The organism is Acidobacteriota bacterium (assembly GCA_028874215.1).
In the GTDB taxonomy this organism is placed as follows: domain Bacteria; phylum Acidobacteriota; class UBA6911; order RPQK01; family JAJDTT01; genus JAJDTT01.
This window is the reverse complement of the sequence record JAPPLF010000022.1, coordinates 18,871-38,162: the sequence shown is the minus strand read 5'-3', so window position 1 is coordinate 38,162 and position 19,292 is coordinate 18,871. Positions and strand designations below refer to the sequence as shown.

The 19,292-nt window shown below is 63.8% G+C and carries 17 protein-coding genes and 1 pseudogene; 6 read left to right on the top strand and 12 right to left on the bottom strand.

Annotated elements, in window-relative coordinates; translation table 11 throughout:
• Positions 1-40: 40 nt before the first annotated feature.
• The 4 genes from phnA to OXT71_04075 form a co-directional block, all read right to left on the bottom strand.
• A complete protein-coding gene (gene phnA / locus OXT71_04090; GenBank protein MDE2925560.1) occupies positions 41-1,294 on the bottom strand; it encodes a phosphonoacetate hydrolase in 1,254 nt (417 codons plus the stop codon).
• Between the two features lie 10 nt (positions 1,295-1,304).
• Positions 1,305-2,111, bottom strand: a complete 807-nt coding sequence (locus tag OXT71_04085) for a prepilin peptidase (GenBank protein MDE2925559.1) — start codon at positions 2,109-2,111, stop codon at positions 1,305-1,307.
• A gap of 70 nt (positions 2,112-2,181) precedes the next feature.
• On the bottom strand, positions 2,182-3,867 hold the full coding sequence (locus OXT71_04080) for a TolC family protein (GenBank protein MDE2925558.1): 1,686 nt from the start codon (positions 3,865-3,867) through the stop codon (positions 2,182-2,184).
• Between the two features lie 256 nt (positions 3,868-4,123).
• A complete protein-coding gene (locus OXT71_04075) occupies positions 4,124-5,173 on the bottom strand; it encodes a M48 family metallopeptidase (GenBank protein MDE2925557.1) in 1,050 nt (349 codons plus the stop codon).
• 232 nt (positions 5,174-5,405) lie between these two features.
• Between OXT71_04075 and OXT71_04070 the strand changes: the two genes are divergently transcribed.
• The 6 genes from OXT71_04070 to OXT71_04045 all read left to right on the top strand — a co-directional run bounded on the left by OXT71_04070 (position 5,406) and on the right by OXT71_04045 (position 10,217).
• A complete protein-coding gene (locus tag OXT71_04070; protein ID MDE2925556.1) occupies positions 5,406-7,001 on the top strand; it encodes an NAD(P)H-hydrate dehydratase in 1,596 nt (531 codons plus the stop codon).
• Positions 6,991-7,437, top strand: coding sequence for a tRNA (adenosine(37)-N6)-threonylcarbamoyltransferase complex ATPase subunit type 1 TsaE (gene tsaE / locus OXT71_04065; GenBank protein ID MDE2925555.1), 447 nt, complete (start codon positions 6,991-6,993; stop codon positions 7,435-7,437). The genes OXT71_04070 and tsaE overlap by 11 nt, the downstream gene beginning before the upstream one ends.
• A 219-nt stretch (positions 7,438-7,656) precedes the next feature.
• Positions 7,657-8,061: a GspH/FimT family pseudopilin gene (locus OXT71_04060; GenBank protein MDE2925554.1), complete on the top strand. Its 405-nt coding sequence runs from the start codon at positions 7,657-7,659 to the stop codon at positions 8,059-8,061.
• On the top strand, positions 8,046-8,366 hold the full coding sequence (locus tag OXT71_04055) for a hypothetical protein (GenBank protein MDE2925553.1): 321 nt from the start codon (positions 8,046-8,048) through the stop codon (positions 8,364-8,366). The genes OXT71_04060 and OXT71_04055 overlap by 16 nt, the downstream gene beginning before the upstream one ends.
• 14 nt (positions 8,367-8,380) lie before the next feature.
• On the top strand, positions 8,381-8,986 hold the full coding sequence (locus tag OXT71_04050) for a hypothetical protein (GenBank protein ID MDE2925552.1): 606 nt from the start codon (positions 8,381-8,383) through the stop codon (positions 8,984-8,986).
• Positions 8,987-9,023: 37 nt separating this feature from the next.
• A complete protein-coding gene (locus OXT71_04045) occupies positions 9,024-10,217 on the top strand; it encodes a hypothetical protein (protein MDE2925551.1) in 1,194 nt (397 codons plus the stop codon).
• 44 nt (positions 10,218-10,261) lie between these two features.
• On the opposite strand, the gene ubiE is transcribed toward OXT71_04045, so the two are convergent.
• From ubiE to OXT71_04005, 8 genes and pseudogenes are all read right to left on the bottom strand, one after another.
• Positions 10,262-10,981 carry a bifunctional demethylmenaquinone methyltransferase/2-methoxy-6-polyprenyl-1,4-benzoquinol methylase UbiE gene (gene ubiE, locus OXT71_04040; protein MDE2925550.1) on the bottom strand — a complete coding sequence of 240 codons (720 nt, stop codon included), beginning with the start codon at positions 10,979-10,981 and terminating at the stop codon, positions 10,262-10,264.
• A 37-nt stretch (positions 10,982-11,018) separates the two neighbouring features.
• Complete coding sequence (gene aroB, locus OXT71_04035; GenBank protein ID MDE2925549.1) at positions 11,019-12,110, bottom strand: 3-dehydroquinate synthase; 1,092 nt, start codon at positions 12,108-12,110, stop codon at positions 11,019-11,021.
• 93 nt (positions 12,111-12,203) lie between these two features.
• A complete protein-coding gene (locus tag OXT71_04030) occupies positions 12,204-12,977 on the bottom strand; it encodes a thiazole synthase (protein MDE2925548.1) in 774 nt (257 codons plus the stop codon).
• A gap of 15 nt (positions 12,978-12,992) precedes the next feature.
• Positions 12,993-13,187: pseudogene (thiS, locus tag OXT71_04025) on the bottom strand (sulfur carrier protein ThiS).
• Positions 13,188-13,877: 690 nt separating this feature from the next.
• A complete protein-coding gene (locus OXT71_04020; protein ID MDE2925547.1) occupies positions 13,878-14,804 on the bottom strand; it encodes a UbiA family prenyltransferase in 927 nt (308 codons plus the stop codon).
• A gap of 87 nt (positions 14,805-14,891) precedes the next feature.
• The gene (locus OXT71_04015; protein ID MDE2925546.1) at positions 14,892-16,223 is read right to left on the bottom strand and encodes a DUF92 domain-containing protein; all 1,332 of its coding nucleotides are present in this window, start codon (positions 16,221-16,223) and stop codon (positions 14,892-14,894) included.
• Positions 16,220-17,143 (bottom strand): NAD-dependent epimerase/dehydratase family protein, encoded by a 924-nt coding sequence (locus OXT71_04010; protein ID MDE2925545.1) that lies wholly within the window; start codon positions 17,141-17,143, stop codon positions 16,220-16,222. Before OXT71_04010 ends, OXT71_04015 begins: the two co-directional genes overlap by 4 nt.
• Entirely contained in the window at positions 17,140-19,122 is a 1,983-nt protein-coding gene (locus tag OXT71_04005) for an alkaline phosphatase family protein (protein MDE2925544.1), read from the bottom strand. Before OXT71_04005 ends, OXT71_04010 begins: the two co-directional genes overlap by 4 nt.
• Between the last annotated feature and the right edge of the window lie 170 nt (positions 19,123-19,292).

Below are 19,292 nucleotides of genomic sequence, written 5' to 3'. Positions count from 1 at the left end.
TAACGTCCCGGGTGGAAAAAACGCGAAGCGGAGCGGCGGCTCACCCGGCAACTGGTGATTGGACGCCGTTGCAGAGATAGTCGAAAATTTCGTAGTTCCGGGCTCCCTGGGCCGCCCGGGACTCGTACTCGCTGCTCAGCGGTTCCGAGAGCAGCATGGGGACCATCACCTCGTGGCGTCCGCCGTGGGACCGCAGAGGTTCGTTCAGGACACTGAGATCGTGGTCGGCGGGAGTCCTCCCGATGACGGCGCCGGCGTCCGCCATTACGAGCAGATCGCCGATGCGGTCGGGCGGCAAATCCAGTTCCCTCGACGCCGCAGTGCGATCGTAGACTTCGTCGATGCCGGGCAGCCGGCGGATCCACGCAGCCACGGATGTGGTCTCCGCGGGTTCGGCCACGTGCACCATGACCGCCGAACCCAGGGACCCGTGATGAACGACGTAGGGGTCCGTGATGGGACAGACCACTCGGTTCCCCTCTCCGAAACGGTCTCGCAGCAGGGATTCCAGATAGACGACGTTGGGGCTCCCGCCGGGTCCGGCTTTGGCGTTCATGCCGTGGTCAGCCGTCACTCCAACCCGGGCGCCGGTCTCCAGCAGCGCACCGATCTCCCGGTCCAGCGCCTGGTGAAAATCGAGCGACTGGTCGGACTCGGGAGGAAATTTGTGCTGCATGTAGTCGGTCAGGGACAAAAAGAGAAAATCGGCCAGTCTCCTCTGCACGAGGCGGACACCGGCCGCCAGCACGAAGAGGCTGGCACCGGCGCTGTAGATCTCCGGCTGCGGCCTGCCCACCAGGTCCTCCAGGTTCCCAATGCCGTGGGTCCCGACGGTGGCGGCCGCGGCCCGCTCCGATGAGAAGGCGATTCCATCCAGGTCCTTCGTCAGCAGGTCCCGAAGTTTTTCCTTGGCCGTCACCATCGCCACCTTCCTGCCGGCACGGGACGCTGCCGCCAGAATCGTGTCGCATCGGACATAGCGGGACGAGTTCATCATCAGCTCCCGGCCGGTCCGGGGATCGAGGAAGAAGTTGCCGCTGATCCCGGTGACGGAAGGAGGAACCCCGGAGACGATGCAGGCATTGTTCACGTTGGTGAAGGAGGGGAGGGCGCCCCGGACCACGGTCTCGAATCCGGCTTCAGCCAGACCGTCCAAATGGGGCATGCGGCCGCGATTCCGGGAAACCTTCAGGTACTCGGGGCCGCATCCGTCGATGCAGACCACCGCCAGCGGCTTGGCCGGAGGCCGGTATTGCACTCCGTTGACCCGGAAAGGCGTCGTGCTGATCCGCATCAGGCAGCCGTCAATCGGAGAAATACCAGCGCAGAATCCCGGGGCCCCAGAACGCGGCCGCGGCCGATGCCACGCCCAGGAACGTTCCGAACGGCAACGGGTAGCTCCGTCCCTTGGAGCGGGCCCGCATGTAGATGGAGCCGGCGGCGGCCCCGATCACCGAACCCACGAAGACGCTCAGCAAGGCACACCTCCAGCCCAGGAAGGCGCCCAGCATGGCGGTCATCTTGACGTCGCCGAATCCCATCCCGTCCACCCCCGAAAAACGGCGGTAGAGCGCAGCGACCAGCCACAGGAAGCCACCTCCCAGCCCGGCTCCCAGGAGGGAGAATCCCACGTGGTCCCAGGCGGGCAGCGACGCCGGCCCGGTCTCCCAGCGGAAAAAACCGGGATCCTGCAAAGGCGACAGGAGGACCCCGGCCGCCAGGCCTCCGAGCGTCAGGACATCGGGCAGGATCCGATGGTAGAGGTCGATGACGGTGAGAGTCAGGATCAGCGCCAGGAAGAGGCAGCAGATGACAAAGGCCGAGGACCATTCGTACCGAATCCAGGCGCCAAGAAACAAAGCCGCCGTCGCGGCTTCCACCAACGGATAGCGGCGAGAGATGGGTGCGTGGCACGCGCGGCAGCGACCCTTGAGCAGCAGGAAGCTCAGGATGGGAATGTTGTCCCCTGCCGGGATCGGTTTCGAGCAGCCGGGACAGCGGGAACGGGGCCGGATGACCGACAACCCGCGTGGGAGGCGGTGAATACAGACGTTGAGAAAGCTCCCGATCACCAATCCGGCCACTACCGGCACGACTGCGAACCAGTCCATTTCCCGCAATTATACGCGCGGGACGGAAAGGTCCCGTTGCTCCGGGAGTCGGGGCCGCTCGAATACCGGACTAATCACGGCGGGCCAGTACGATGTCGTTGCTGTCGACGATGGTGTACATGGCCTTCTCCAGGTCGGTCACGGCCTGCTGGTAATCCACCCGCGCCCTCAGTTCCTGTACCTGCGACTGGCTCAGGTCCCGCTGATACCGCAGCACCTCGAAGTTGGTGGACAACCCGGCCTGGAAACGCTTGTTCTCGCCCTCCAACTGAGCCTCCGAGAGCTCGCGCGCCACTCGGGCCGCCTCCAGGCGCTTTCTCTGGGTGGCGATGCTCTCATAAGCATTGCGTACTTCCACGATGATCATCTGCTGCTGGTTCTTCAATTGGCTGGCGAGGCGGCGCTCCCGGATCAGGAGGCTGGCCCTCTCCGCCTCATTGGCCCGATTTCTCAGAGGAATCTCCACGCTGACGCCAAGAGTGTAGTTGATGTAGTTGAACCCGAAGACCTGACCCCACGAATTCCCGAAGCTGCCGAAGAATGGATTCGACAGCTGCGGCACGTCTTGCATCCGGGTGTCCGGAACACCGTCCCCATCCGTATCGACGAACTGACTCGCCAATATTTCTCCAGCCCGCCCCGTATTCGTCAGACTCGCCACCAGGTCTACAGTGGGTCTTCCATCCTGGCGGTAGTACTCCCGATCCACTTCCACCTGTTCCCGGAACAACCGATTCTGGTCCAGTTCGGGACGCTTCTCCATGGCCCCGGCGATGGCCTCGTCCAGCGTGATGGTCAGGTCCTGGACCCGGGGAAGCTGGGTGGGAATCAGGGTCAGATTCCAGAGGGCCGCCCTCGGGTCCGGCGCCAAGTGGCGTTTGAGTCCATTCTGGGAGGTGATGATCTGGACCTCCGACTGGATCATCTCCTGTTCGCGCGTGGCCACTTCGGCGCGGGAAGCAGTGATCTCGATGGGCGCCATGACACCGATCCGGACCCGCTTCTGATTGTTCTCATGCTGGATGATGGCCAGCTCCATGGACTTGCGAATGGCCTCGTAGCTCTCGATGGCAAAGACAAGTTCCCAATATTGATTCTGGACCTGCTGGACGATTTCCGACACCTTCTGCTGAAACTGGCTGTCGCTGATCTCTATTTCCAGGTTGAAGAGCTTGAGTTGACGCCTGGTCTGGGTCTTGCGGAATCCCCTCCACAGCGGCTGGCGCAGACCAACGGCGAAGTTGGACCCGAACGAGGGGTTCATGAACGAGAAGGTGCTGTTGGTGCTGAAACGGTTGTTGTTGAAGCTGAAGGTGAGGCTGCTGCCGTTGGGCAGACTCTGTATCAGAGACGTATCGAAGTAGACCCGGTCCGTCGTGTTCACCGGTATGCCCTGACCCGCGTCCAGGATGGACCGGGCGGGATTCTCAGTGGCCGCCCACCCCACCTCGAACTGGAGCCTGGGGTCGTAGAAGCCGCTGGCCCCGAAGATCTGCTGGCGGTTCAGGTCCTCGTTGTAGTCCTCGATGGCGATCTCCAGGTTATTGAGCAACGCCAGCCGGATGGCGTCCTTGACACTCAACTCCCGGACCGGTCTCTCGCGGCGCATCCGATCGGCCCACGACTCGGGCCGATCGATTTTCGGCACCTGCGGACCGTCTTGATCAGGGACCGGTTCTTCCTGGGGAACAGCCCCCAGGAATGGCACCGCAATCACGACAAAAACCGGCAGGAAAATCCCCTTGACGCTCTTCATGGCATCTCCTGGAAAAGGCTCTGGACTGGACAGACCATGGCAATGACCCGGGCACAACCAGCCCGGACTGTAACATGAGGGCTCATCCTATCGTTTACGAACGAACCCGAAGGATTGTTTCAAGAAGGCGGGAGGTCGAGAAGCGGCGGAGTGGCTCCGGGCGGCGAGGAAGTCCTGGAATTGCCGGCCGCGGAAGGGGATGCGGCGTTCGAAGGAGGCTGTGCGGGACGGCCGGAAGCCGCCCCGCAACCTGCCGTCATTCCTCGGATTCGGATTCGCTCGGGCGCTTCTTCTTCAGAGAGGGCCGCTTCAGCGTCGGACGATCGCCCTTCAAGGTGGGCTCTTCCCGATCGTCCCTGTCGTTGGTCCGGCGCTTCAAGGTGGGCCGGCTCGCGCCGCTCTTGGTTCCACCCTGGCCCGGACGGATCTCCGCGCGGTCCATCTGGATCAGACGCGCCTTCACCCGGTCGAACTCGGAGGTGCTGACCACATATTCCTCCTTGGGAGGCAAGAAAGCGATCTCCTCGTTCACCTTGGCGATGCGGTTCTCGAAGCTGGGGTGAGTCCGGAAGAAGCTGGCGAACTTGCCGGGACGGCTCTTGTCCTTAGCCTGCATCTTTTCGAAGAAGGAGATGAATCCCTGCGGGTCGTATCCCGTGTTCCAGAGATACTGGGTGCCCAACTGATCGGCTTCGGCCTCCGACTTGCGGGTGATGCCCAGAACCGCCAGGTTCATGCCCATCCCCAGCCCCTGGTAGAGCGCATACTGAGTCCAGCCGCCGGTGAGGATCAGGGCCGGCAGCGCCGCAAACTGCATGAGGTTGCCCTTGGTCATCCTCTCCGTGGCATGCCGGGCCGTCACGTGGGCGATCTCGTGAGCCATGACACCGGCCAGCTCGGCCTCGTCCTCCGCCTCCAGAATCAGCCCCTTGTTGATGAAGAAGTAGCCGCCCGGCAAGGCGAAGGCGTTCACCTCTTCGGAATCGAGCACACGGATCACGAAGGGAACTTTCGCATCCGAATTCTTCACGATGAGTTGGCCCAGCCCGTCGACGTACTCGTTCACAACGGGATCTTCCACCAACCGGGCGGTCTGCTCGATCTGCTGGGCGTACTGCGCTCCCAACTGGATCTCTTTCTCCAGCGATATGAAGTTGGGGAAGATCAGGGCCACCTTCCCGTTGATATCCCGGTTGCCGATATTTTCCACATCCCCGTGTTTGCGCCCGGATTGTGTCGGCACGTTCGCCAGCAACACCAGGGTGGCAGTCAGGAGAGTCAATGAGATTCGGGTTCTTTTCGTCATGGCTGCGCCCTCATAAGGGTTTGGAACTGCAATTCAGTATATCCATTGTTGAGCAGATCTGCCACGAACGCTCCGGAGCCGCCAACAAGCTTTCCATGTGCGCCGCATCTCTGCTAACTTCCTTCACCATATTCCGATGCTTCCGCCAGCTTCCGGGTTCAAAAGCCCAGCCCCACTCGCCTTCCTCGGCGGAGAGGTCCGCTCCTGGACCAGGATTCTGACCGCGTCCCAGATGGGGACCGTAGACCGGCTGACCACCCGGGACTGCGGGCTCCCCAGCCTGTTGTTGATGGAAAATGCCGGGCTGAACCTGTACCAGATCCTGAAGTCCCGATTCGGGGACCGGCTCGCCTGCCGCTCCACCGCGATTCTCTGCGGCAAAGGGAACAACGGGGGGGACGGTCTGGTCCTGGCCCGCCAGTTGGCGCGGCGCGAATCTTCTCCCACGGTGATTCTGCTCTGCCGTCCCGAACAGATGCAGGGAGACGCCCTGGTCCAGTTGGATGCCTACCGGAAATCCGGTGGCGAGGTGGTGTCCGTGACCTCCCGGGAGGAGTGGGCGGAGGTTGCCCCCATCCTCGGCGGCTGCCGGATCGTGGTGGACGCCCTGCTGGGAACCGGGCTCGGACGTCCCGTCGCCGGACTGCTGGCAAAGGTGGTTCGGGACGTCAACGGGAGCGGCGCCTTCGTGCTGGCCGTCGACATCCCCACAGGCACGCCCTCCGACAGCATCCGGTCCATCGGGCCATCGGTCCGGGCTCACGCCACCGTCACCTTCACCGCCCCCAAGATCGCCCACGTTCTCCACCGGGAGCCGGAGACATTCGGGCAGATCTACGTCACTCCCATCGGGACGCCTCCCCAGGTGCTGGACACGCCGGACCACTTCCTGAACCTGATGACCCCCGCCCGGATTCGGGCGCTGCTGCCGGTCCGCAGAACCTTCTCTCACAAGGGCACGTTCGGGCACGTGGCGGTCATTGCGGGAAGCCGGGGCAAGGCCGGCGCCGGCGCCCTGGCCTCCCGGGCCGCGCTGAGATCCGGGTCCGGCCTGGTGACGGGCCTGGCTCCCGACGCCGTCCAACCCCTGATGGCCTCCTTCCATCCTGAGATCATGACGGAAGGTGTGCCGTCCACGCCTGCCGGGACCTTGGCCTCGTCCGGGATCGATGGCATTCTGAAAATATTGGAGGGCAAAGACGCCGCCGGCCTGGGGCCGGGCCTGACGACGGAGCGAGAAACCGTCGACGTCGTGCGGCGGCTGACGCGGGAGGCCGGGATTCCCCTGGTCCTGGACGCCGACGCCTTGAACGCCTATGCCGGGCAAGCCCGCGAGTTGGTCAACCGGAGGGGTCAGCCCCTGGTCCTCACTCCCCACCCGGGTGAGTTCGCCCGCCTGACGGCCCATACCGTTGCACAAATTACCGAAAACGGCATTTCCATCGCCCGGAAATTCGCCCGGGACCACAATCTCTGGCTCGTGCTCAAGGGATTCCGGACCCTGGTGGCGGCGCCCGGCGGCCAGGTCTATGCCTGTCCGCTGGGAAACCCGGGAATGGCCACCGCAGGAAGCGGCGACGTCCTCACTGGCGCAATCACTTCTTTCCTGGGCCAGTATCGGGCCCAGGCCCGCACCTCTCCGTCGCAGACCACGGACGCCGTGGTCTCCGCCGTCTACCTCCATTCCCTGGCCGGCGATCTGGCGGCCCGGGACCGGGGGATGGACTCGCTGACGGCCGGAGACCTCCTCGATCACCTGGGACCGGCCTTCTTCCAACTGCGCGGCCCGGAAGGGCGGGCCGGCGGGCCGGTGGGAAATGCGGACTAGCCAGGTTCTTCGCTCAAGCAGCGAAGAGGAGACCCGGAGCATCGGCCTGACACTGGGTGAGACGCTGCAGCCGCCGCGAGTGGTCCTCCTCAGCGGAGAACTGGGCGCCGGCAAGACCGTGCTCACCCAGGCCATGGCGGCCGGTCTTGAAGTCGAAGACCTCTCCCTGGTCCGAAGCCCCTCCTTCACCCTGATCAACGAATACCCGTCGGCTCGCGGCCGCGTCTACCACGTCGATCTCTACCGCCTGGAGGGAGCCGACGATTTCCATTCCATCGGTCTCGAGGAGATCCTGGACCGGGAAGCGGTCGTCATCATCGAATGGGGCGAAAAGCTCGATTTGCCGGTAAACGACCCCGTCCGCGTCCGAATCCTGGTGGACCCGGTGAGCGACGAGCGCCTGCTGGAGATCGACTTCGGTCAGGAAAGAGGGTGAGAGAGGCCACTGAAACCGGATTCACATTTTTCTGACTGGCGGCGTTTGAGGGGAGTGTGACAACAACACAGGAAACGAGGTGAGTCCATCGCCGCCCCCTCGAAACGTTTGCCCGTAGTTCCACTTCTCCCGCCTCCGAAGCAAAGCCCAGGAGCTCCGCCCGGGAAGGGGCGTGTCCGAACCGGATCCCCGGCGCCTGGGAACGCTCACGGCTACCAGTTGCTGGAAGTCACGCTGACCTGCCTGCTCATCGGCTTCCTGGCCTCGTTGGCATGGCCGGCCTACCAGCAGGTGCGGGATCACTGGAGGCTCTCGCAGGGTTCCCAGTTGTTTCTCTCACTTCTGGAGCAAGGGCGAACCGCGGCCGTCGGCCGGAATCTGACCGTGCAGATCCGAATCTCAGACGACGGGGGACGGACCACGATGGCGCCGGAGGGGGAAGAAGCCGGACATTGGCTGAACCTTCCCAGGGGGGTCCTGGCCGTCCGGAGGCCGAACCGCGAAGTATCCTTCTTTTCCCGCGGGACCGCCGCTCCGGGCGGGACGTTCGTCCTGGGCAACGCTGCCGGGAAGGTCCGCATCGTGGTTTCGCCGGCCGGAAGGATTCGATGGGAAAGAGAATAGCCGGAGACGGCGCCCAGGAGGGGTTCGCCCTCCTGGAATACCTGATGGCCACAATGATATTGACCGTCGCCCTGCTTTCCCTGATCCAGACCCTGGCTCTGACCCTGGGCAACTACGCCATCATGGAAAAGCGGCGCCAGGAGGTTCTCGAACGGTGGAACCGGAGCGAAGAGGCCCGCTCCCGGGAGCCGGAGGGGGAAAGGTTCGTCCTGGCGCCGGACGGACCCGCCTTGTGGCGCCTCGACGTCTCGGGCTCCGAGGAGGAGAACGCTGCGAGTTGGGAGGTGCTCCGATCACACCCCTGAACGATGGCTTCCGGATGAGCCCGATTGAATTGCCTGCGGGACCCCGCGCGACCGGGGAGGTCGAGGGGGAGCGGGGATTCAGCCTCATCGAGTCGCTTTTGGCCACCGCCGCCTCCGTGCTTCTTTTCTCTCTGTTTCTGGGGGTGTTGGACCAAGCTCAGACCACCGTCACCAACCTCACGCGTTTGATGGAACGGGACCGGAACCTGATCCTGGCCCCGGTCCTTCTGGGTGGATGGATCCTGGGAGCGGGCAACCGGGAATGGAATCGAACCGGAGACGGAATCCTGATCCAATCCGGAGTCCTCCGGATCGAGTCCGACCTGGACGGAGAAGACGGGTTTCCCGACGGCCGGGTCGACGGCAACTTCGAGAGCCTGTCACTCCGCTGCCGGACGGACCACTTGCAGCTCAAGAGCGGTGGCGGAAACTTTCAATCTGTCCTGAGACAGGTCCGGCGGTGGGAAGTGCAAATGGACGGACGTTCGCTGAACCTTCGCGTCACCGGCGCCGTCAGCCCGAATCTACTGCACTGGAGATCGGACGGAGAAACCACCGAAACGATCCGTTACACGCTTCGGAACTACCGGCCCAACCTCTTCCCTCCCCGGAATGGATGAATTTCGGACATCCGAATCGGAGGCGGGACTCGCCCTGTTGGCCGCCCTGCTCACGACGGCTCTGGTCGCGACCCTGGTCTGGGTCCTGAGCATGCAGAACCTGATCCAGTGGAGGCTGCTGCAAGGGGTCGAGGCGCGACTCTACAGCATGGTCCTGGCCCAGAACGGAATCGAGTTCGCCCGCGGCCTTCTTCCCCTGGTCGATCTGGACCAACTCCTTCCCGGTCCCGACGGCTCCTTCTCCGGAACCGACCTCGCTGAATGGAGAAATCCTCTCCCCTTCGCGGAGGCTCGCCGCATGGACCCCGAGAGTTGGACACCCGGCCGCGACGACGGACTACCGTTTCGTGGCGGCGCCCTGCTGCTGCCGAACGGCTACCCGGATCCTGGAGGAGGCCGTTTCTACCTGAGGTTTTCCAACAATCCCGAGGAGCCGGCCCACCAGGACCGGGACGGCGTGGTCCTGGTCCGGAGCATGGGAGTGGCTCCCCTCAAACTGCAGGACCCCTTCCTGGCTTCGACTCGAAACAGCGTGACCCTGATCGAATCACGGCTCCTGCAGGAGACTGCATTCCGGCTGCGCAGCGCACTCACTCTGGCGGGAGACGACGGAAACTTCCATTGGTCGGGAAACCGGTTCCTCCTGGACGGGGGCCCTCGGGAACCGGCCGTCCGCCTCCTCTCCCTGGGAAGCGGCGGACTTGGCGCCGACTTCCGGAAGAACCTCAGTCCGCCCCAAGCCGGCCGGATCCGCGGCACCGGACCGGAACCTTCTCTCCGGGACTCGACTGCGGCCTACCGGGAGGACCCTCGGCACCGTTCCCTCTTCCAGGCCGGCTTCTGGAGGCATTTCGAGACTCACCTTCCCGACATGTCGCCGGCCGCCGGGATTGTCCACTTGCCTGAGGGAGGAACCCTGTCAGGGGAGATGTCGGGTGTCGTCGTCGCCCGGGGGAACCTGATCCTGCAGGGAGACGTCCAATTCCGCGGAATCCTGCTACATCTGGGCGGGGGCGGCGTCGTTTTGCGAGATCGCGCCCGCATCGTTGGAGGACTCTGGCTCTCCAATCTGAGTGTGGACGGAGATACGATCCGAGGCGGTCCCCTGGTCCTTCATATTTCGGACCGGGCCAGTATTCGATACGACGCGGATTCCATCCGCTCGGGACTGCGCAGCTTTCCGCCGACCCAACTGGGGTGGCGGTTGCTCTTTCCGGAGATGGCACCGTAACCGCCTGGGCTGTGACAGCCCGTGGCAAGAGTCATTACGGACAGTTACCGGAACCCACCCGAGGCCGGTTTTCGTCCCAGGTGAAGACACGCGATCCCTGCAGACAGGGTTCGGTGGCGGATCTGATGGAACCCCGCCCTCCCGAGCAACCGGTCCAGATCCTCGGGTGCGAGGAACTGCCGCACCGACCGGGAGAGATATTCGTAGGCCTGACCGTGTCCCGAGATCCAACCTCCCAGCCTGGGCAGGATCCGAACGAAATAGAACAAATAGAGCGACCTGAACAGCGGCAAATTGGGAAGTGTGAACTCCAGGATGGCCAACACGCCTCGGGGACGGAGAACCCGGTGCATTTCGGCCAGACCCTGGCGATAGCTCTCCAGATTCCTCAATCCAAAGGCAATGCTGACGGCGTCGAAGGTTCGGTCCGGGAACGGGAGTCTCAGCGCGTCCCCTTCGGTGAATGAGATTCGGCGGCCGGCTGCGGAACGGGATGCCTTCTTCATACCCAAAATCAGCATGGGATGAGAGAAATCGCAGGCCACCACCGAACCCAGGCTGGAGAGCTCCAGGGCCAGATCGCCGGTCCCGGTGCAAAGGTCCAGGATCCGCGGGTCCGGCGGCAGGCGGCCTTCCAGTTCGCGCCTCGTCAGCCGTCTCCAATGCCGGTCGACGGACAGCGAGAGCAGACGGTTGGCCCGGTCGTATCGGGGGGCGATGGCGCCGAACATTCGGCGGATCCGCCCCGATTCCTTGTCTTGCATCTGACTCCCGGGAATCCGCGGCGGCCCCCAAAGGCCCCTAATTCAGTTGCTTCACCTGGTCCCAGGCCCGCGCCAGGTCCCGGTCCGGGATGTCGTCCCGAATTTCCGTGATCCCGATCGCCGCCAGCAACACCACGACCGTGCGTTGATTCCGGCGTTTCTTGTCCCGCTTCATGGCCTCCACGACGCGGCTCGTGGGGACGGTATCGATGTTTGGCAGAGGCCCGATCTCCCGGATCGACTGCACCGCCCGGTCCCGTGACTCCCGGGACAGCCCGGTGCGCCAATGCGAGAGATGAGCGGCAGCCATCATTCCGTAGGCGATCGCTTCCCCGTGGGTCACCCCCCGGAATCGGACGGCGGATTCCAGTCCGTGACCGAAAGTGTGTCCCAGGTTCAGTATTCGCCGCAGATCCGATTCGCGTTCGTCCCGGGCCGTGACCTCGGCCTTGATCTGGCAGCAGCGCCGGATCAACTGCTGCATCACCAGGGATTTCCGGGCCTGGATCTCTTCCAGCGACGCGTTCAGCCAGTCGAGGAATTCGGCGTCACGGATGAGGCCGTACTTGAAGACCTCGTAGAGTCCGGACTGATACTCTCGCTGAGGCAGGGAGTGGAGAGTCTCGGGATCGATGCAGACCAGGCTCGGCTGCCAGAAGGAACCGACCATATTCTTGGCCAAGCCGTAGTTGACTCCGGTCTTGCCTCCGACTGAACTGTCCACCTGAGCCACCACCGAAGTCGGGATCTGGATGTACGGAATGCCCCGCATGAAGGTGGCGGCGGCAAATCCCGCGATGTCCCCGGTCACGCCGCCCCCCAGGGCCACCAGGGCCGACGAGCGATCCGCGCCCCCGCTCACGAGCTTCCCGTAGATCCGCTCGACGGCTTGAAGCGACTTGTGGGTTTCTCCGTCCGGGATCAGGATCTCCGACACCCGGAACCCCGACTCCGCCAGACCCTTCATCAACGTCTCGCCATAGAGTTCGTGGACCACCGGATTGGAGACCAGGAACAGCCTCCGGGCCGTCCCCCGGTCCCTCAGCAGCCTCGGAACCTGGGCCAGGAGACCGGGACCGATCAGGATGTCATAGCTGCGGCCGGGAAGGCTGACCTGAACCGTCTTCACCGGGTTCCTTTCCTGCCTTGCACGGGTTTGGGAATAAGCGGAGGCATCACTGCGGCCGGCGTGGCCTGTGGGAATGGCGGTCCCGGGCCAATCCTAGCTCAGCACGCCTTCCAGGGGACTGCTGGCCGTAGCGTAGAGCTTGCGGGGAATTCGGCCCGCCTTGTAGGCCAGGCGACCCGACTCCACGGCCAGCTTCATGCTCCTGGCCATGGATACGGGGTCCCCGGCCCCGGCAATCCCGGTGTTCATGAGGACTCCGTCCACACCCAGCTCCATGGCCAGTGTGGCGTCGGAAGCGGTCCCGACGCCGGCGTCGACGATGACGGGGACCGAGGCGAACTCCAGGATGATGCGGATGTTGTTGGGATTCTGAATGCCGAGGCCCGAACCGATGGGGGCGCCGAGCGGCATCACAGCCGCCGCACCGGCATCCTCCAGCCGCTTGCAGACGATGGGGTCGTCATTGGTGTAGGGAAGCACTACGAATCCTTCCTTGACCAGGACGCGCGTGGCTTCCAGCAAGGCCTCATTGTCGGGAAAAAGCGTGCGTTCGTCTCCGATCACCTCCAGCTTGACCAGATTCGACAGGCCGGCCTCCCGGCCCAGCCGGGCGTACCGGATCGCCTCGGCCGCCGTGTAGCAGCCGGCCGTGTTGGGGAGTAGCTGGTACCGGTCGGGATCGATGTAGTCCAGGAGGGATTCCCGGCTTCGATCGGATATATTGACGCGCCGCACGGCTACCGTCACCAGCTCGGATCCGCTGGCCTCCAGGGCCTGCTCCATCTGGCTGAATGTCGCGTACTTTCCCGTTCCCACCAGCAAACGGGAGCGATACTCACGTCCGGCTATGGTCAACGTATCTTCCACGGCCCCTCCTCCCACGAAATGGACGATTTCGATCCGATCGCCGCTTTGGATCTCCTGCCCGGCCCACCGGTTGCGGCGGACGATCTGCTCATTGATCTCCACCGCGACCCGACCCCCGTCAAGCCCCAGATCCTGGACCAGATCCGCCACGCTACCGCCGCGTTCGGCCTGGTGCCGCAGGCCATTCAAAAGGACTTGGATCTTGCTCATGGGTCCATCGTTTTCGGGCCCAGTCTACTACGACGCCGCGCCCGTCTGCCAGCCGAACGGAGCCTCGGTCGGAATGTGATCAATAGCTGCCAGACGCACCGTTCGGCTCCGGCGGACCCGCTGTGGATGCCGCTTATGTGCCGGTCGAAAGCTGTAGCCGGAATCACGCAGAGCTTCGTAACGTGTGAAATGGAGGTGGGTCAGAAACCAGTATCCGCCAAGAGTTGAGCCGAGAAAAAGACCAAGACCCAAGGGATACGGTTCCTCACTGAAGAACCCGCCGATTCTTACTGGCGTTTTTTCGGAGATGCACCATACCGCGAGGCTTCGAAGTCGAGTTCCGCCACTTGGTCGATGACGGCGCGCGCCCTTTTGCTACGGAGTAACTCGCCCGCTTTGACGTAGCGGGCACCCCTTGACGTTACGTACACGGGCGGACGTTCATGATCAGTTGACGGGCGTGTTTTCGGTGACGTTTTCGCCATGGCGTCTCCTCCATGTTATTGGGGATCTCACGGCCTCAAGAAACATAACAGCCCGCAGCAGATCTCGGCGCGAATCTCGATCAGCGCCAGATTCCATACGAAACGAGAGGAGCAACCGGCAACCGAAGGGTATCGCGCCAGCATCATTTGTCGAAGGGAATTCGTCCTCAGATCCGATGGGATACGGGACTATTTCCCCGAACCGTCAGCGCAACAGATAGGCCGAGGCCAAGCCGATATAGGCCGTCAGCGTCAGGAGATACATCTGCCGCCAACTGGGATGGTTCTCCCATTCCAGATTCCCCTCCCATTCCTGGGAAGACCTCACGAGCAGCAGGATGATCCAACCGCCCCAACCGGCGAGCAGCAGTCCCAGGCCCGCCAGCAGCGACGGCCGTCCGGACAGGAGCCCGTAGACCGCGCCGGGGACGAGGGCCAGAAACGGCAGGACGAAGAAAGGAGCGATGATCCGGATCGACCGTTGCACGCCATAGATGACGGGAAGCGTCCGGCAGCCGCCCCGGCGGTCCCCCTCCACGTCGGAGAAGTCCTTGGTCGTGACCGCCCCCAAAAAATAGGCTCCCAGGATCGCGCCGAGAATCCAGGTCTCGGGCTGCAACACATGCTTCACGGTGGACCAACCGGCCACCGGCAACAGCGTTCCCCGGACCAGGGCGATGGTCAGGTTGGCCCAGATGCCTCGGGACTTGGTCCGAATCGGGGGCACCGAGTAGAGAACGGTTCCCAGGGCGCCTGCAAGAACGACGAAGAAACACTGGAGATTGATCCAGGCGGCCAGCAACAGGGCGATGACCAGGAAAGCCAGACTGAGGCACCACGCTTCCGGTCCGGAGATGCGGCCCGAGGGCAACAGGCGGTGAGGCTTGTTGATCCGGTCGATCTCCTGGTCGAAGATCTGGTTGAGCCCGTTGGAAAAGGCGTTCAACGCGGCTGCCAGAACGGCCCCGGCGACGATCCGCAGAACGATAGTCTCGGCCCCCGGGCTCCAATCGGAGACTCCCTTCGGATCCGCCGAAAGTCCCATGAGGGCGCCGCAGACCATCCCCAACGCCGGCACCAGCAGGGTGAAGGGGCGAATGAACCGGAAGTAACGGACGATTGATTCAGGCATGACACGGCGGGTGCTTTAAGCCTGCCAGGCGTGGACCATCGGCAGCGATTCCGCAGGTTCGTGAATCCTTCGGGGGCGTTCCATTCTTCAAGGGGTTGCAGGGGAACTCAACACGATCCAGATTCCGCCGCTGGCGCAGGCTCCCGCCAGCGTATTGTACAAGTTGAGCACCTGGTGCCGGCCCGGGGCGTCCCTCCCGGCGCCGGCCAGCCAGGACTCGACTCCATTCCCCGCAATGGCCCCGGCCCCCAACGCCGGCAGCGCCGACGCAGGGATCCAGTTCCATACGGCCGGCACCGACGAGACCGCCAGGGCCGCAACCAGCCCGGCCAGCGTGCCCGCGAGTGAAACGGCGCCGGGAGTCCCCACGGCAACCGGTTTGAAGGACCGCAGATCCCGGGGAGCCCGTCCCAACCACTGTCCGATCTCGGTAGCGACCGTGTCCATGGCGGCGGCGGCCAGGGCGCCGGTGTAGGCCACCCGCGCCACGGTGCTGTCGGTCCAGAAAAACAAAAGCGCCAGGATGCCGGCCACCAGACCCTTGGACAAGACGTTGGCGACGCCTCTCCGCCCCAGATTCTCTTCGGCCACCCCCAGGGCCTCCTTGCGTCCCGTCCCCAACCATGTGCTGAACCCGCCCAGGAAGAAAAAGAGGCAGAGGACGACGTAGCCTGCGGGACCCGCCGAGAGATAGACGCCGATCCCCAGGACCACGCCGGCGGCGGCGCCGCGCCACGAGATCCAACCCACCATCACGGCGAGGCCGGCCAGGAGGAAGTTGATTCCGACCGCGTGGGACCAGGGCGCGGACAACTCGGGAATCAGGCCGGGGACGTCCAGGAGCAAGGGGAAGATCCCGGCGCCGACCACCACGATGACCAGATTGTCGTCCACCAGATTCGGCAACGACTCGGCCAAAGCGCAGACCAGCGATCCGAAAATGCAACAGGCGGCCAGCTTGAGATTGGAACTGCCATCTGCTTGCGGCAGGTTCCAGACCAGGAGGACCCAGGATGCCACCGCCGCCGCCAGAAAGAAGCCGATGGAACCGCCCAGGCTCTTCTCCCGATTGTAGGGGAGTCGGACCCAGGGCCACCGCCGCCCCGCCAGGTTGGAAACGGCGTCTCCCACCGCCAGAACCGCCCAGACCGCCGCAGCGACATGAAGGCGCTCGCGAAACAGGATGAGCAGCATCATGATCCCGAAGGCGTAGTAGAGCTTGCCGGGGGAAAATCCCGCCTCCCCTTCCGAATCGCGGGTCGTCACCCGGATCCAACGGGGAGATATGAACGCGGCATAGAAGAACGAAAGGAGGCTCAGGCAGAGGATCAGCCTGTAGTCCACGTAGGGAAGGAGAAAGGCGAAAGCCAGGGGCAGTACATGTTCCAGTTGCCTCAGGTCCTCGCCTCTGCTCCTCACGAAGCCATCCACCGGTTGGTGCTGATCAAGCCCTCCTCCAGGGAGCGGGGCGAGTAGCCCAATTGGGCGCCGGCCTTGCCCGAGGAAAATCGCCAGTTCCGGAGAAAGAACTCGGCCGTCGACGGGACCAGCAACGGCGAGGCGCCCCGCAGCCGAGCGCTCCAGTCCTCCAAACGGGCGCCCGCGCGAAACAGCCGATCCGGGAGGCCCAAGGGAACCATCGGCACGTCCGCGACCTTCCGAAAGGTCCCGAACAGATCCTGGAGCGTCCGGTTTTCGCCTCCCAGGATGAAGTCCTCCCCGGCATCGGCATCCAGGCATCGAATCAGGGCGTCGGCGACGTCGTCCACATAGACGAAGTTCCAACAAGGAGCCCCGCGGCCCGGCAATGCCGCCATTCGAAGCTTCTTCCAGCGCCGGAGCAGCCGCACCAGCAGGTTTCCCTCCGTCATCGGCCCGGGGCCGTAGACGACGGTGGGAAAGACCGTGTTCATGGAGAGCCGGTCCTTCCACTGGCCGGCCATTCGAAAGGCCTCGTACTTGCTCTGGTCGTACCCGTGGAAGAACCGGTTGCGGTCCGGCATGCGTTCCTCGGTATGGACCCCGTCGCCGCTGGGGCCGAAGACGGTGAAGGAGGAGACGTGGACCAGCCGGGCAACCCCATGGCGCCGGGCCAGTTCCAGGACGTTTCTCAACCCGTCGACGTTGACGCGAAGGAATGGGCCGGGCCGGGACTGCACCAGGGCAGCCAGGTGAAACACCGCCTGGATCTCCCGGAAGCACGGCTCCAGGGTGGAAACACGGGTCACGTCCTGGCCCCGGGACCGTGAAGCGACGGTCACCTGGTGCCCCAGCTCCCGGAGCCTGCGCACCAGAACGCTCCCCAGGAAGCCTGTCCCGCCCGTAACCAGGCACCTCATGGCGATTCGAACGCCCAGGCCCGGCCGTCCAGGGGTCCGGGATCCTCGACCTGAAACAACCGGTACAGCGTCGGCGCCACGTCCATGATGTGCAGATTCTCCGAAAGTATCTTGCGATTGGAGACGGCGAAGCCCTCGGTGTCCGAAAAATCGGAGGCGCAGTGGTCACCGCTCCATTTCCTGAGGTTGGCGACGAGGACGTGCTCCGGCACGGCGCCCAGGGCCGTCTGCCACGAAGTCCGGTAACCGGATCGGAAGCTGAGTTGGATATCCCCGGCATGCTCGATTTCATCGCCGGAGTAGATGTCTTCCCTGAAATATGCGTTCTGCACCACCGCTTCTCCGGTTTCCGGGTCTCGATACTCGAGAATTTCCCGAGAAATGTCCCGGACCAGATCCATGTAGTCGCGGCCGGGATCGACGATGCCCTGACCCTCCCGCCCCTTCAGGTTCACGTAGATATGGCCCAGGCCCAGGGCATACGCTTGGGTCCTGCTCCAGTCGACGTTGGGGAAGAAGCTCCCGCCGCGATAGACCTGCTCCAGCCGCTTCAGATCGGTGTCGGCCCGGACGCCTTTGAGAACCAGGAACCCATTCTCCAAAAGCCAGGTGTTGGTGTTGAATTCCTTGCGCCAGGAATGAAACCCATGATCGGAAACCACCAGCAGCAGATCCTGGGGGTCCAGGCGCTCCACGACCTGGGAGACGATAGAGTCCATCTTCCGGTAGACGTTCAACACGGCTCTGCCGTAGGCCTGAGCTCCCTTCGCGTCGTAACGGGGATGTTGGGGATCGATGAAGCGGTAGAACATGTGTGCGGCGCTGTCGGTGGCCGTGAAGACGGCCGTGTACAGGGAGGCTTCACCCCGGTCCAGCTCGTGCATCAGGAGCCGCTCCAGATGGTTCATGTTGCGGAAGAGGTCCTCAAGAAAGACCTGCTCGTCGATCTGCTCTTCGTTGAGGCCCCAGGTCTCATGGATCCAACCCAGGGTCTTGAACGGGGCGAGCCAGGAGGCGAGGTCACCCGAGTAACCGGCCGGAGTCGAGAGGGGCAGAACGGGACCGGCCGGATCGAGACTGATGGGCATCAGGTAGAGCCTCACTTCGGGGAACGTCTCCAGGACATAGAAACGGCTGATGCCCCGGATCTTGACCAGAGGTCCCGCAGAAAAGACGAAACGGAACCAGTCGCTCCACTGCCCCTCGTCGACCTCCTCTTCCTGATCCTGGAGCCTGATCGTCAGGGCAGTCGACTGCGGGTCCAACTCCACCGACAGCGGAATCGTCAGCCGGACCAGTTCCTCCTCTCTGGGGTCGGCGGGTCCGTCGATCAGCGCCTGAAAACGTCCGTCCTCTCCCTCCAGCCGAATCACCCGGCCGCCGAACTCGGTATCCTGCAGATCCCAGCGGCTCACGTCGGTGGAGAGGTAGAAGTAGGTCCCCCACGTCCCCCGGACATCGGGCACGCCGAGCCCCGACAGAGTGGTCCCGTGGTCGAGGGACCGGGGCGGAAACTCCAGGGGAAGCCGCAGATTGGCGGTGACGATGCCGCCCCGGTCCAATTGCTCCCAGTAGGGAACGCCCTTGCGGTTGTTGGTCACCCGCGCTCCCCGGATGGGGATGGTCTTGAACAGAAAGCGGGGCTTTTCCACCTTCACGAGGCCGATGTCGGGCATGTAGGTGGCGGGGTCCCGGCGGAGGAAGTCGAAGATTCCGTGCCGGCCCGGATTGAGTCCGGTGGCGAAGCTGGCCCAAGCCACGGGGGACTCGGGAGGGTTGGTGGTGCCCAGGGTCGACAGGGTCCCCTGCTCCCCCAGGCGGCGGATGGTGGGAAGCTCTTCGATCCATTGATCCACCAGATCGGGGTCCACGCCGTCGAAGCCCAGGACCACGACCTTGAAGCCGGGTTGCCTGGGGGCGGGTGTACAGAATGCGCCCAGAAGGACCATCAGAACGAGTCCCACCCGATTCCAGGTCATGGCGCCTGCCGCGTATCGGTTGTGCGGACAGCGTTGCCGGCTCGCATATTGCCGTTCAGTCTACTACGACCCCGCGATACTCAGACACAGGGAGCGAAATGCCGCCCCAGGCAACACGGGAGAACACTGATCTGGCCCGTCCTCCCTACGGGGGATCACCAACCAGGTAT